Source organism: Pseudomonas sp., assembly GCF_050739995.1.
Classification (GTDB): Bacteria; Pseudomonadota; Gammaproteobacteria; order Pseudomonadales; family Pseudomonadaceae; genus Aquipseudomonas.
In genome coordinates this window covers 1-13,427 of sequence record NZ_JBOICG010000343.1, presented here as the reverse complement: position 1 = coordinate 13,427, position 13,427 = coordinate 1, and the positions used below count along the sequence as shown (strand labels likewise).

At 62.8% G+C, this 13,427-nt stretch carries 11 protein-coding genes and 1 pseudogene; 6 read left to right on the top strand and 6 right to left on the bottom strand.

The genetic code is table 11. The annotated features are described in order from the left end of the window. The 6 genes and pseudogenes from ACRESD_RS11525 to ACRESD_RS11500 all read left to right on the top strand — a co-directional run. Positions 1-1,238 (top strand): annotated as a pseudogene (locus ACRESD_RS11525) (serine/threonine protein kinase); the annotation flags it as partial. Next, positions 1,238-1,942: an ABC transporter ATP-binding protein gene (locus ACRESD_RS11520; RefSeq protein WP_431751015.1), complete on the top strand. Its 705-nt coding sequence runs from the start codon at positions 1,238-1,240 to the stop codon at positions 1,940-1,942. The pseudogene ACRESD_RS11525 and the gene ACRESD_RS11520, both read left to right, overlap by 1 nt. Then, positions 1,942-3,126, top strand: coding sequence for an ABC transporter permease (locus tag ACRESD_RS11515; RefSeq protein ID WP_431751014.1), 1,185 nt, complete (start codon positions 1,942-1,944; stop codon positions 3,124-3,126). Before ACRESD_RS11520 ends, ACRESD_RS11515 begins: the two co-directional genes overlap by 1 nt. After that, complete coding sequence (locus ACRESD_RS11510) at positions 3,119-4,846, top strand: formylglycine-generating enzyme family protein (RefSeq protein WP_431751013.1); 1,728 nt, start codon at positions 3,119-3,121, stop codon at positions 4,844-4,846. The genes ACRESD_RS11515 and ACRESD_RS11510 overlap by 8 nt, the downstream gene beginning before the upstream one ends. A gap of 83 nt (positions 4,847-4,929) precedes the next feature. Next, positions 4,930-5,853: a type VI secretion system-associated lipoprotein TagQ gene (tagQ, locus tag ACRESD_RS11505; protein WP_431751012.1), complete on the top strand. Its 924-nt coding sequence runs from the start codon at positions 4,930-4,932 to the stop codon at positions 5,851-5,853. Positions 5,854-5,977: 124 nt separating this feature from the next. Next, complete coding sequence (locus tag ACRESD_RS11500) at positions 5,978-6,352, top strand: hypothetical protein (protein ID WP_010207528.1); 375 nt, start codon at positions 5,978-5,980, stop codon at positions 6,350-6,352. A gap of 131 nt (positions 6,353-6,483) precedes the next feature. On the opposite strand, the gene ACRESD_RS11495 is transcribed toward ACRESD_RS11500, so the two are convergent. The 6 genes from ACRESD_RS11495 to exbB form a co-directional block, all read right to left on the bottom strand. Then, positions 6,484-7,884, bottom strand: a complete 1,401-nt coding sequence (locus tag ACRESD_RS11495; protein ID WP_431751011.1) for an aminoacyl-tRNA deacylase and HDOD domain-containing protein — start codon at positions 7,882-7,884, stop codon at positions 6,484-6,486. A gap of 77 nt (positions 7,885-7,961) precedes the next feature. Beyond that, entirely contained in the window at positions 7,962-10,037 is a 2,076-nt protein-coding gene (gene recG, locus ACRESD_RS11490; protein WP_431751010.1) for an ATP-dependent DNA helicase RecG, read from the bottom strand. A gap of 8 nt (positions 10,038-10,045) precedes the next feature. Beyond that, a complete protein-coding gene (locus ACRESD_RS11485) occupies positions 10,046-10,966 on the bottom strand; it encodes a LysR substrate-binding domain-containing protein (protein ID WP_431751009.1) in 921 nt (306 codons plus the stop codon). Positions 10,967-11,194: 228 nt separating this feature from the next. After that, positions 11,195-11,944: an energy transducer TonB family protein gene (locus ACRESD_RS11480; RefSeq protein ID WP_431751008.1), complete on the bottom strand. Its 750-nt coding sequence runs from the start codon at positions 11,942-11,944 to the stop codon at positions 11,195-11,197. After that, positions 11,941-12,366, bottom strand: coding sequence for a TonB system transport protein ExbD (gene exbD / locus ACRESD_RS11475; protein ID WP_003195519.1), 426 nt, complete (start codon positions 12,364-12,366; stop codon positions 11,941-11,943). The genes ACRESD_RS11480 and exbD overlap by 4 nt, the downstream gene beginning before the upstream one ends. A gap of 6 nt (positions 12,367-12,372) precedes the next feature. Further along, complete coding sequence (gene exbB, locus ACRESD_RS11470) at positions 12,373-13,353, bottom strand: tonB-system energizer ExbB (RefSeq protein ID WP_431751007.1); 981 nt, start codon at positions 13,351-13,353, stop codon at positions 12,373-12,375. Between the last annotated feature and the right edge of the window lie 74 nt (positions 13,354-13,427).

The following is a 13,427-nucleotide window of genomic DNA, read 5'->3' as shown; positions in this document are numbered from 1 at the left end:
CCACGGTGTCGATGCAGCCCTACATCGACCAGGTCCGCGATGTGGTGCATGAGTTGCAAACGCGCATCGCCGAGCGGGGCGAGTTGGACAGCGTTAGCTTCGGCCTGGTGGGCTTTCGCAACAGCATCAAGAAAACCCCGGGCCTGGAATACGTGGCCAAGACCCTGATCACCCTGGATCAAGGTCGTGACCCGCAACGCTTCCTCGACATGGCGCGGCAGGTCAAGGCATCCACCGTGTCCAGCCACTCGTTCAACGAGGATGCGTTTGCCGGGGTGATGCAGGCGGTGGATGGCATGGATTGGTCCGGCTACGGCGGGCGCATTATCCTGCTGGTCACCGACGCGGGTGCGTTGCGCAAGAACGACCCGTTCGCCACCACCCAGATGAACGAGGCCGAAGTGCGCCAGGCTGCGCTGGGCAAGCAGATCAAGATCTACGCGCTGCACCTGCGCACCGACGCCGGCAAGAAAACCCACGCCGGCGCCGAGAGCCAGTACCGCATCCTCACGGCGGACGCCAACCCGCAGATCGGCGACCTGTACACGCCGGTGCCGGGCGGCGATGTGCATAAGCTCGGGGAGCGTGTGGATGAGATCGGCAGTGTGTTCGCCAACCTCGTCCACCAGGTGCGTAGCAACACACCGCAGGCCGTGCCGCTGCTGAGCAGCGCGCCCAGTCTGGCGGACAAGTCCGCCGCCGTCGGTTACGCCATGCACATGGATTTTCTCGGCCGCAAAACGGCTAGCCAGGCACCGCAGCTGGTCAGTGCCTGGACCGCCGACCGCGACCTGACCAACCCGACGCTGCCGGCGTTCCAGGTGTGCGTGATGTTGACCAAATTGCAGCTCAACGATTTGCAGCAGTCGTTGAAACTGATCGTCGATGCGGCGCGCAAAACCCAAAGCTCGCCCAAGGACTTCTTCCAAGAGATCGCCAGCGCCTCGGCCTACATGAGTCGCGACCCGCAAGCGCTGCGCAAGGGCGGCAACTTGGCCGATGGAGGGCTGCTCGGCGAATACCTGGAGGGCCTGCCGTACCGCAGCAAGTCGCTGAACATGACTCAAGACTTGTGGTTGTCGTTGAGCGTGGCCGAGCAGGAAGACTTTATCGACGAGCTGGACTCAAAAATCCGTCTCTACGAAACCTTCCATAACGACGTGGCCAACTGGGTCCGTTTCGGCGATGCCGAGCCGGGCGATGCGTTGTACCGCGTGCCGTTGTCGACGTTGCCGTAATGCTGAGCCTGAGCGCGGTGCACAAAAGCCGGGGCGTTGGTAGCCAGCGTTACAGCCTGGTGATCCCGGCGCTGCACCTGCATGCGGGTGAGCAACTGGCGATTGTCGGCGCCAGTGGCTGCGGCAAAAGCACCTTGCTGGATATTCTGGCGTTGGTGCTGGCGCCGGATCAGGTCGGGCAGTTCGCGTTCAATCAGCAGGATATCGGCGGGTTGTGGCGAGCGGATCGGCAGTCCACCTTGGCCGAGTTGCGCAGTCGGCATCTGGGCTATGTGCTGCAAACCGGGGGGCTGTTGGGCTTTCTCGATGTACGCGGCAATATCGCCTTGTCCCGGCAACTGCTGGGCTTGCAGGATGACGGCAGCGTGACACGGCTGGCCGAGCAGCTGGAGATCGGCGACCAGTTGAGTAAGAAGCCGGCAGCCCTGTCGGTGGGGCAACGCCAGCGCGTCAGTTGCGCCCGCGCATTGGCTCATGGACCGCAACTGGTGTTGGCCGATGAGCCAACCGCCTCCTTGGACCCGCTGAATGCCGAGCGGGTGATGCATGCGCTGCTGGCCCAGGCCCGCGAACACCGTGCAGCCTGTGTGATCGCCACCCATGACGAACCCTTGGCTCGTGCCAGTGGCTTGCAGGTGCGGCGCATCAGTTGTCGTCGCGACATTGACGGCGGCGTCACGGCCACCCTCGGGGAGGTGTGCTGATGCGTATCGGCTTGGTCGCCTCCCTGGCTTGGCAGGATTACCGCAACGACGCCTGGCTGTCGGCCTGTTCGGTGCTGGCATTGGTGGCGGTGATCGCGCCGTTGCTGGTGTTATTCGGCCTGAAATTTGGACTGGTTGGCAGTTTGACCGAACGTTTGGAGACCGACCCGGCGACCCGTGAAATTATTCCGTTGGGTGGTGGTCGATTCAGCAGCCTATTTGTCGAGCAGCTAGGCCAGCGTAGTGACGTGGCGTTTGCCGTGCCGCGTACGCGGCAGATCGCGGCGACGGCACAGGTCGGCGCGCTGACCTTGGAGATGCTGCCAACCGCGCCGGGTGATCCGTTGCTCGCCGGTTTGCCGATGCCGAAGGGCCTGGACCAGATCGTGCTGAGCCACACTGCCGCCGAAAAGCTCGCCGCGCGCCCTGGCGATTGGCTGGACACCCGTTTTGCGCGGCAAGTGGCGGGGCGTGTCGAGACGCAGCGCACGCGTTTGCAGGTGTTGGCGGTGTTGCCGCTGGAAGCGTTCGCCCGTGACGGTTTGTTTGCCGACTTGAGCTTGCTGGAAGCGGCGGAAGACTATCGCGACGGCCGAGTGGTGCCGGCGTTGGGTTGGGCCGGTGAGCCGGTCGATGTGAGTGAGCAGCGGGTGTACCCGGCATTCCGCCTGTACGCCCGCCACCTTAGCGATGTGGAACCGTTGCGTGTGTATTTCGCCGGGCAGAACCTGTTGGTGTCGACTCAGGCAAACACCATCGCCCAGGTGCAGTCGTTGAGCCGCAACCTGTCGATCGTGTTTTGGATCATTGCCGGGTTGGCCCTGGCGGGCGCATTTGCGGCGATCTTCGCCGGAGCCTTGGCCGCCGTGGCGCGCAAGCGGCGGGAATTGTCGGTGTTGCGCCTGTTGGGTTTTTCCACCGGTGGACTGTTGTTGTTTGTGGTGGTGCAGGCGCTGTACAGCGCAGGCGCGGCCGCTGTGCTCAGTGCCGGGCTGTATGGCTTGGCCGAGACAGCGTTGAATAAATTGTTCGTGCAGGTGCCGGGCGAGTACGCCAGCCACCTGCTGGCGCGTCATTACGGCCTGGCCCTGGTTGCAATTCTCGGCGTCAGCGCCGTGGCGGCGGCTTGTGGTGGTTGGCGTGTGGCGCGGATCCAGGCTTCTGAAGGAATCAGAGATGTATAAGTTACTGGGCGCCTGTGTGGTGCTGAGCCTGGCCTCGCTGGCCTGGGCTGACGATGACTCTTTATTAGTGAAGCAGGACAAACTCGATAATCCCAAACCGTTGGCGGACGACGTGAGCCTGCCGCTGCCGTGTGAAGGCAGCATGGTGTTCCGCTACGCCTACGTGCTGGCCCAAGGGACCCTGGACGATCGCGAAATCAGCCTCGGCTACCCCTTCGCCGAAGGCGAGGCGGGTTACCAGCAATCGTTTATTTCCGGCTACCGCCGCGACTTCATCAACGGCCAGTTCACCCTCAAGGATTTGCCCAAGGATTGGAATAAAGTCATCGCGCCCTTGATGCCGAAGACCGACGCCAAGACCCCGCTCAAGCCCATGCTGTACTTCATCGGCAAGTACGAAGTGACCGCGCGCCAATACGCTGCGGTGATGGCCCAGGCGCAATCCCTGGCCAGCGGTGAACCGGCACCGGCCTGCGACATTCCTACTGGCATGGCGGCACGGCTGCCCAAGGTGAAGCTGTCGCGTTTTGAGGCCGAACGCTTCTCGGCGGTGTACAGCGCCTGGCTGATGAAATACCACCGCGACTTGCTGCCGGTCAGTGGTCGCGGCTCTTCGGCAGAAGACGGCGGCCTGGGTTTTGTGCGCCTGCCCACCGAAGTGGAATGGGAATACGCCGCGCGCGGCGGCCAGGCGGTGAGCCGCCAGGAGCTGGAAGGTCGCTTGTTCCCCCGGCGCGTCGAAGGCAGCGAAGGCGAGGGCCCGTTGGCGGATTACGCGGTGTTCAACCAAGTTGCTGGTGGCACCGGCCAGGCGGCGCGCCTGATGCCTATCGGCACCAAGTTGCCCAACCCGATCGGTATGTTCGACGTGATTGGTAACGCCGCGGAAATGGTCCAGGAGTCCTTCCAACTGGTGCACGCCGGGCGTCGCCAGGGCACCTATGGCGGCTTTGTGGTCAAGGGCGGCAATTACCTCGAAGGCGAGGGCACGCTGTTTACCGGTATGCGCCGCGAGTACCCGCTGTTCGCCGCCGACGGCACTGAGCAAAGCAACGAGACCACCGGTTTTCGCGTGGCGATTGGCGCCTTGTCAGCGCCGCGTTCGCGCTACAAGGAGCTGTTTGCCCAGTGGCAGAAAGAAGGCCGCCTGGCCGCGCTGACCGACGCCATTGACGACGCCCAGGACCCAACCAAGCGCCTGGACACCATCATCGCCGCCAGCGTCGACCCCAAGCTGCAAGCCGAACTGGGGCTGGTCAATGAAGAGCTCAAGCGCAACGTCTCGCTGATCGCCCAGCAACGCGAAGAAGCGGCGGGCAACCTGATTCAGTCCGCTGCGTTGGTGGCCGAGACCATCAGCAACTACAACATCCGTCTGATCAACCTGCAGAAGAGTCGCGAGCAGGCCGTCGCCAACAAAGACGAGGCCAGCGCGCAGTTGTTCGCTACCGCCATCGACAATGGCCGCAGCGCCCTCGATGGCGCGGTAGCGATCTATATCGACAACCTGGCCACCGGCACGCGCTACACCGATGCGGTGATCCAGGCCCAGTTTCAACGGATCAAGGAAGAGTTGGATCGCAAACCCGTGCTCGGCAAGAGCTTGGTGACGCGCGCGACACTGTTCGTTCGCCATGTCGGCAACTACCGCAAGCAACAGCGGGCCGACCCGGCAACGATCTTGAAGGAACTGCTCGCAGCGAGCGGTCAGCGGTCTTGACCGCTGGTTGTCAGCGAGCTTGGAAGGGACTCAGGCGGCGGTGGGCCGCGCTGGGCAAGTCAAACTAAATAGAGATCACACCTATGTTTTTTTCCCGTAAGGCGGTTTCCAAGCGTCACCTGCTGCTGATCGCAGCCGGTTTCAGCACCGTATTGACTGGTTGCGCCACGTCGCCGACCTCCAAGGTCGCGTCGAGCACCAAGGTCGAGTACTACCCGAACTGCTACGAGCCGGTGCAACACCTGCGCGCCACGGATTCGGACATGACCAAGTCAGTGGTGACCGGTGCGGCCCTCGGTGCGGCCGGTGGTGCATTGCTGGGTGCCCTGACCGGCGACTCGGACAAGCGCGGTCGTAACGCGGCCATCGGTGCAGCAGGCGGTGCCCTGGCCGGCGGCGCGGCGGGTTACTACACCGAGCGTCAAAAGCAGATCACCGATGACAACCAGCGCATCGCGTCCTACTCCACCGACTTCAACAAAAGCGCATCCGACATCGATCGCAGCACCGCTTACGCCAAAGCGTCCCAGCAGTGCTACCAGAGCGCGTTCACCAAGCTGGTGAACGACCGCAAGGCCAAGACCGTCAACGACACCGAAGGCCGCAAGCGCCTGGCGGAAATTGTCGCGGGCCTGAAGGAGTCCAATGACCTAATCGTCGCGGTCAACGGCAAAGCCAGTGAGGACCTGAACAACTACACCCAGGCTTACGAGAAAGACCTGCAACAGGTGGGTGTACAGCGCAACGATGTGGTCACCGTGGCTCAGGCCGACGTAGCACCTGTCGTCGTACCTTCCAAGAAGGGCGGCAAGACTCCGCCAAAAGTCGCGAAGAAGCTGCCAACCGTGCCGAAAGAAGCGGTCACCACCGAGAAGAGCATCCAGACCGTGCAGGCCAAGCAAGCTGAAAGCAAGCAGGTCGCCAGCGCCGGTAAAGCGCAGATCGAAGGCACTTGCCGTGATCCAAACCTGGCCGACTGGGCGCCGGTCCCTTGCCCTAACGTTTAAGTAAGATGTTGCTATAAGCGTTAAACGCCTGCCGATCTCCTGCTAAAGCGCGAGATCGGTGGCGTTCTGCCGACAAATCGTTAAACTGCTGCGGCCACTTAATAAATACACCGAGGCCGTGTGCATGAAATTTCGTCTTCTGCTGTGGGTGCTGGGCCTGATGATGGGCAAAGCCAGTCGCACCAATCCTGCCTTCCAGCAACAGTTGGGTGATAAAGACCTGGCGTTTCAGTTGCAGACCCTCGACGGCAAGGTTGCCCGTCACTTCATCGTCAAAGACCAGCGCATCACCAGCCGTTCGGGTGTTCATCCGTCACCGGCATTCGCCATTGCGTTCAAAGATGCCGCCTACGGCTTCGCCACGATGCAGGCGAAGAACAAGCAACTAGCGTTCATGACGGGGATTCAGGACAAGTCGATCCAGATCAAGGGCAACCCGGCGCTGGTGATCTGGTTCCAAGGGTTGACCAAGTATTTGAAACCGAAGAAAAAGAAGTAGGGTTTTCAGCTAGACCAAGGTGGATTCTTCGCGAGCAAGCCCGCTCCCACATTTAACCGCATTCTCATGTTGGTACTCGGTCAACTGTGGGAGCGGGCTTGCTCGCGAAAGCGGTCTAACAGGTTGCAGGTTTAGGCCTGGTTGAACTGCGATGCCAGTTCGCGCAACAACACCTCGGCATCCAACACTTTACCCACTACGTCCTCAGCTTTGTCCCGCGTCAGCCCCAAACGCTCCAGCAGCGCATCCGGGATCGCCTCGTCCGGCCCGGAACCGATGCCATGGCTACGCAGCAGGCGCACGGCCAAACACACAAGGTTCGGGTATTCGGCATATTGCCCGTCGTAGGTCGGGTCGTGTTGGAAGCGCAGGGCGGTGGACAGTTCGTCCGGCATGTCCCAGTAGCGCATCAGCCAGGCGCCGATCTGCTCGCGGCTGATGCCCAGCAGGTGTTGCTCGACATAGCTGTGGCACAGGTGCGGGTTGACCTCCAGGTGGCGGCAGATCAGCGAGAAGTGCGGCGGGAACACGTGGGCCAGCAACAGGTAGCCAAAGTTGTGCAGCAAGCCGGCCAGGTAGGTCAGGCCGGCTTCCGGACGCTGTGCGCGGGGCATGGCACGGGTCAGGCCTTCGATCACAGCGGCGGTGTAGATCGACTGGTGCCAGTACGGTGTGGACTGGTGCGGGTGGTCCTTGGGCAGGCTCAGGGTCTTGCCCAGGGCCAGGCCCAGCGCCAGGTTGATCACCAGGTCGAAGCCCAGCACGCGCACGATGGCGTCTTCCACTGAGCGAATCTTGCCCGGTGAGGCGTAGTACGGCGACGCGGCCCAGCTCACCACTTGGGCGGCGAGGGCCGGGTCGGTTTCCACCACGCCGGTGATGTCATCGATAGTGGCGTTGGGATCGACGCGCAGTTTGATGATTTTTTGCGCGGTGTCGGCCAGCGGTGGAATCTCGATGGTCGCTTCAAGGCGCTGCTGGATGCGGCGGGCGGTGAACGCCTGCATCGCCTGGGTGATTTCCTCGCGGTCATCATTGGGGCGGTCGAGGTTGGGGCGAATGTTGCTCAGCGGCTCGCCGAAGTGCCCGGCGCTGGCCTTGGTGAGCATGGTCTTGAAGTCGCCGCTGGCGATTTCCAGCAGCAGTCCGGCTTCACCCGAATGCACCAGCAGGCTCGGTTCGCTGAGCAGGCTGCCTTCGTACAGGCACGGCGAGCTGGTCAGCGCGGGCAGGCCTGGCAGCAGACTCAGCTCATGCTTGCCCAGCATGCGTTCGACGCGCTCCGGCGCCACGGCTGTCAGGCGGCGCCCGGTCAGTTCGGCGAGACGGTTGAGGTCAAGCAACTGGCTCTGGGGGAACAGGACCATGAGTGCGCCAACGGCATCTTCCAGCAGTACCGCCTGGACCTTTCGGGCAGGGTTCAGGCCAGGCTGTTCCGCGACTTCCGTGTAAGGGATGGCGAGCTTTGCGAGCAGAGCCCGAATGACCGGCGGGGCGGTCAGTGGGGCTGTGGCGAGGGCTACTTCTGACATGGCCTGATCCAAATTCGTACAGTCCAAGAAGTATAACCAGCTTGATACAGGTGTTGGTCGGATAAGTGAGTCAGGCGTCACACTTGGCCGTATTGCTGCCCATGTCGTAGCCAACGATTGAGCAATGGGCTGACATGTTCCGGCCAGCGCTCCAGCAGCGCTTGTGCCGCATCCCGCACGGCGGGCAACAGGTCGGCATCGCGCATCAGGTCGGCCACCTTGAATTGCAGCAGGCCGGTCTGGCGGGTGCCGAGCATTTCACCGGGGCCGCGCAGCTCGAGGTCTTTTTCGGCGATGACAAAGCCGTCGTTGGTTTCGCGCATGATGCCCAGGCGCTGGCGACCGATTTGTGACAGTGGCGGGTGATACAGCAACACGCAATGGCTGGCCGCGCTGCCTCGGCCGACGCGGCCGCGTAATTGGTGCAATTGCGCCAGGCCCAGGCGCTCGGGGTTTTCGATGATCATCAGGCTGGCGTTGGGTACGTCCACGCCGACCTCGATCACCGTGGTGGCCACCAGCAGTTGCAGGTTGCCGGCCTTGAACTCGGCCATCACCGCGGCTTTTTCGGCAGGCTTCATGCGGCCGTGGATCAGCCCGACCTTCAGTTCGCCCAGGGCGCTGGTGAGGTCTTCGTACGTGGTTTCGGCGGCCTGGCAGGTCAACTCTTCGGACTCTTCGATCAGTGTGCACACCCAGTACGCCTGACGGCCTTCGGCGCAGGCGCCGCGCACCCGCTCGATCACTTCCACGCGGCGGGTGTCGGTGACCAGTACGGTATTGACCGGGGTACGACCGGGGGGCAGTTCGTCGAGGATCGAGGTGTCGAGGTCGGCATAGGCGCTCATGGCCAGGGTGCGCGGGATCGGCGTGGCGGTCATGATCAATTGGTGCGGGTTCATGCGCCCGCCCACGCCTTTCTGGCGCAGGGCCAGGCGCTGCTGCACGCCGAAGCGGTGTTGCTCGTCGATGATCACCAGGGCGAGGTTCTTGAACTGCACTTCGTCCTGGAACAGCGCGTGGGTGCCGACCACCATCGGTGCGCCGCCGGCGATCTGTTCCAGAGCTGCTGCGCGGTTTTTGCCCTTGAGCTTGCCGGCCAGCCACGCCACTTCCAGGCCCAACGGTTCAAGCCAGCGCTTGAAGGTGATGAAGTGCTGTTCGGCGAGGATTTCGGTGGGCGCCATCAGCGCCACTTGGTAACCGGCTTCCAAAGCTTGCAGGGCGGCGAGGGCGGCGACCACGGTCTTGCCTGCGCCTACGTCACCCTGGATCAGGCGCAGCATGGGTTCTTGCTGGCTCAAGTCGTAGGCGATTTCATTGCCCACGCGCTGTTGTGCGCCGGTCGGGGTGAAGCCGAGATTGGCCAGGTATTGCGCAGGCAAGCGCATTGCCTTGGGCATCGCGGGTGCGCGCAAGGAACGCATGCTTTCGCGCAAGCGTTGCTGGGACAACTGATGAGTTAGCAGTTCTTCGAACGCCAGACGGTGTTGGGCCCAGTGATGACCCAGTGCCAGTTCATCGACATCAGCGTCAGCGGGGGGGTGATGCAGGTAGCGGATTGCATCGTCCAGCGGTGCCAGTTGATAGTCGCGAGCCAGTTCCAGAGGCAGCCAGTCGGGCAGGCTTTTCGGGCCGAGCATCGTCAGGGTCTGCATGCACAATTGGCGTAGGCGTTGTTGGGTCAGGCCTTCGGTGAGCGGGTAGATCGGCGTAAGTGTGGTGTCCACCGGTGGCGGCTCGTCACCAGTGATGGCGCGGTATTCCGGGTGGTAGATTTCCAGGCCCGAGGCGCCGGGCCGTGCTTCACCGTAGCAGCGTACGCGGGTGCCCCGCTTGAGGCCCTCTTTCTGCGCGTTACTGAAGTGGTAGAAGCGCAGGCTCAGCCCACCGGTACCGTCCTGCAGGCGCACCACCAGGCTGCGACGCTTGCCCATCACTACGTCGGCTCCGCTGACGGTGCCTTCGATCACCGCGTCCTGCCCAGGGCGCAACTGGCCGATGGGCACCACGCGGGTACGGTCCTGATAGCGCAGCGGCAGGTGGAACAGCACGTCCTGGAGGTTTTCCAGGCCGACCTTGGCCAACTTCTCGGCCATGGCTTCACCGACACCCTTGAGTGCCGTCACCGACACCTGCGACAGCTCAGTCATACGTCTACTTAGCTCGCAGCAGGCGGCTTGGCCACCGAACACAGGCGGATCGAGTCGGCGAGGATCTCAATGGCTTTGGGCCGAGGGAAACTGGCACGCCAGGCAATGGCTACCGTACGGAACGGCACCGGTGGTGTGAGCGGACGCACTTCGATCACGCCGGGGGCGTAGTGGTGGCTGTCCACCGCTGACAGCGGCAGGATCGAAATGCCCAGGCCGGAGGCGACCATGTGGCGAATCGTTTCCAGGGAGCTGGATTCCACGGTGGTGTGCTTGGCGCCGTCGTTGCCTTTGGTCAGGGTCGGGCAGGCTTCGAGCACCTGGTCGCGGAAGCAGTGGCCTTCGCCGAGCAGCAGCAGGCTCTTGTCGTTGAGCAGGGCGGCGTCGATGGTGTCTTTCTGGGTCCACGGGTGCGAGGCCGGCATCAGTACCTGGAATGGCTCGTCGTAGAGCGGCAGGGTCAGCACGTCCGCTTCGTTGAAGGGCAGGGCGATGATGATTGCGTCCAGCTCGCCGTTGCGCAGCTTGTCGCGCAGCACGTGGGTGAAGTTTTCTTCGATATACAGCGGCATCTGCGGTGCGACGCGGTGCAGTTGCGGGATCAGGTGCGGGAACAGGTACGGGCCGACGGTGTAGATGGCGCCGACTTTCAGCGGTGCCGTCAGCTGGTTCTTGCCGGCCTGGGCCAGTTCGCGAATGCTTTGGGCTTGCTCCAGGACCTTCTGGGCCTGGGCCACGATGCCTTCACCCACCGGGGTGAGGCGTACGGCGCTCTTGCTGCGCTCGAAGATCAGCACACCGAGTTCGTCTTCAAGCTTCTTCACGCCCACCGACAGCGTCGGTTGGCTGACATGGCAACGCTCGGCCGCATGGCCGAAGTGCTGCTCTTGGGCGAGGGTCACGATGTAGCGCAATTCTGTAAGAGTCATAGCGGGCGTCCATGAGGTTGCGGGCCAAGCATACCGGCTGCAATCGATAGACGCACGTTATCAGAACTTTACAGGGGATTGAGCGGGGATTTGCCTGAGATATTGGTTGCATGCAAGCAAATGTGGGAGCGGGCTTGCCCGCGATGCAGGCACCTCGGTCTCTCAGTTGCACCGAGGCGATGCTATCGCAGGCAAGCCAGCTCCCACACAAGCTGACTCCCGTAATCCTTAGCGGCGGCGCTTTTCGATGTTGTAGACGAATGGCGCGACGATTTCGACGCTGCCGCCTTTCAACATGTCGGCAGGTGGCTTGGGCAGCGGCTGGGCACGACGGATCATGTCCAGGGTTGCACGGTCCAGATCGGCGTTGCCGGAGCGGCCCACCAGCTCATACGACAGCACATTGCCTTCACCATCGACCACGAAGCGCAAGCGGTTCAGGCCTTCCTTGCCGCTGCGCTGGGCGCTCTGCGGGTACTTCTTGTACTTCTGCAAATGCGCCAGCAGGGTGCCTTCCCAGGACGCTTTGGCGGCGACCTGCTGGGGCGACGGGCCAGGCACGGGTTGTGCCGATTTTTCTGCCGGTGTATTGGTCGGTGGGGTTTCGCTCGGCGGCTCTTCGGAGGGTTTCTCCTTGGGCGGCTCGGGCTTTTTCTCCACTGGCTTGGGCGGTTGCGGCTTGGGCTTGGGTTTGACCGGCTTGGGCACCTGGATCGTCGGCTTGGGCGCCTCGGCCAGTTTCGGCAGGGGCAGCTCTTCCACCGGGGCAGGTGGTTGCGGCGGCGTGATCACCTTGGGCGGTGCCGGAGGCGGCGGCGCAGGCATTGGCGCCAGGTCGATGACCATGGCGGCCGGCGGCAGCTGCACAGGGTGCGGCGTGGACCATTGGAGCGCGATGATGATCGCGACGGCGTGCACGCCCAGCACGACGGCAAGGCTGGTGCCATAACGCGTCAGTTTGTGGCGCGTCGTGATCATTTCTTGGCTGCCGTCTCAAGTCCGACCAGGCCCACCTTGAGGTAGCCGGCTGCCCGCAGGGCATCCATCACACTCATCAGGTCGCCGTAGTCCACGCCTTTGTCGGCCTGGAAGAAGATCGTCGTGTCTTTCTTGCCTTGGGTCTTGGCGTCAAGTACAGGGCCCAGGGTTTCAGCTTTGACTTCTTCTTCGCCCAGGAACAGGCGTTGGTCCGCCTTGACGCTGAGGAAGATCGGTTTTTCCGGTCGTGGCGCAGGCTTGGCGCTGGATGCTGGCAGGTCGACCTTGATGTCTACGGTCGCCAGCGGTGCTGCCACCATGAAGATGATCAGCAGCACCAGCATCACGTCGATAAACGGTGTGACGTTGATCTCGTGGTTCTCGACGAGCTCGTCGTCGCCTTGATTCAAATGCAGGCCCATGGCCGATTACCCCACTTTCACCATGTGCGGTTGCGAGCTGCGCTCGGTAGGCAGGTGATCGAGGTCGCGGCTGACCAGCAGCAACACTTCTGCCGACGCATCCGATACCTGGGCCTTGTAGCCGGCGATCGAACGGGCGAAGACGTTATAGATCACTACCGCAGGAATCGCGGCAACCAGGCCCAGGGCGGTAGCCAGCAGGGCTTCGGCGATGCCGGGGGCAACGACGGCGAGGTTGGTGGTCTGGGTTTTGGCGATACCGATGAAGCTGTTCATGATGCCCCACACGGTGCCGAACAGGCCGACGAACGGTGCGGTGGAACCGATGGTTGCCAGTACGCCGGTACCGCTGCTCATGTTGCGACCGCAGGCAGCGACCAGGCGCTCCAGGCGGAAGGCGACACGTTCCTTGATGCCTTCTTTTTCGCGGGTGTTGGCCGACAGGCGCATTTCTTCCAGCGCGTCGTGTACCAACAGGTTGGCTAGGGTGCCCTTCTTGGTGGCGGTGTCGCTCGCTTCCTTGAGGGTGGTGGCTTTTTTCAGGTGGACGATTTCGGTGCGCAGGCGGCGTTTGGCGCCCAGCAGCTCGAAGCCTTTGGCGATCCAGATGGTCCAGGTAATGATCGAGGCGATGGCCAGGCCGATCATCACGGCTTTTACCACCACGTCAGCGTTCTGATACATGCCCCACGGGGACAGGTCGTGGGCCATGCCCAGGGTGTTGTCTTCTTCCAGCACAACACCGGTCTCGTCGGCAGGCGCTGGCGTTGCGGCCTGGGTCGGATCGGTGGCGACCGGTGCGGCGGCAGGCGCTGCCGGGGTTGCCGCACTGTGCTCGGCAGCGGCCGGAGCGGCGGGGGCAGTGGCATCAGCGAATGCGGCGGTCGGCGCCAGCAGTACGCTGAACAGCATCGCAGCCATCGCACGCCAGGCGCGGGATGGGCTGTGAGGCATGGTTGGCGAAGCGGAGTTTGTATTACGTGTCATGCTGGCCGGACCTGAGAGAAAAAATGGGTGATCGTCCTTCCAGACCCTTTAGGCCGAGGACAAATGGGCGGTTA

Excerpts from the sequence above, each read along its gene's own strand:
- ACRESD_RS11520 (WP_431751015.1), top strand. The coding sequence starts at position 1,238 with ATGCTGAGCCTGAGCGCGGTGCACAAAAGCCGGGGCGTTGGTAGCCAG.
- ACRESD_RS11515 (WP_431751014.1), top strand. The coding sequence starts at position 1,942 with ATGCGTATCGGCTTGGTCGCCTCCCTGGCTTGGCAGGATTACCGCAAC.
- ACRESD_RS11510 (WP_431751013.1), top strand. The coding sequence starts at position 3,119 with ATGTATAAGTTACTGGGCGCCTGTGTGGTGCTGAGCCTGGCCTCGCTG.
- tagQ (WP_431751012.1), top strand. The coding sequence starts at position 4,930 with ATGTTTTTTTCCCGTAAGGCGGTTTCCAAGCGTCACCTGCTGCTGATC.
- ACRESD_RS11500 (WP_010207528.1), top strand. The coding sequence starts at position 5,978 with ATGAAATTTCGTCTTCTGCTGTGGGTGCTGGGCCTGATGATGGGCAAA.
- ACRESD_RS11495 (WP_431751011.1), bottom strand. The coding sequence starts at position 7,884 with ATGTCAGAAGTAGCCCTCGCCACAGCCCCACTGACCGCCCCGCCGGTC.
- recG (WP_431751010.1), bottom strand. The coding sequence starts at position 10,037 with ATGACTGAGCTGTCGCAGGTGTCGGTGACGGCACTCAAGGGTGTCGGT.
- ACRESD_RS11485 (WP_431751009.1), bottom strand. The coding sequence starts at position 10,966 with ATGACTCTTACAGAATTGCGCTACATCGTGACCCTCGCCCAAGAGCAG.
- ACRESD_RS11480 (WP_431751008.1), bottom strand. The coding sequence starts at position 11,944 with ATGATCACGACGCGCCACAAACTGACGCGTTATGGCACCAGCCTTGCC.
- exbD (WP_003195519.1), bottom strand. The coding sequence starts at position 12,366 with ATGGGCCTGCATTTGAATCAAGGCGACGACGAGCTCGTCGAGAACCAC.
- exbB (WP_431751007.1), bottom strand. The coding sequence starts at position 13,353 with ATGACACGTAATACAAACTCCGCTTCGCCAACCATGCCTCACAGCCCA.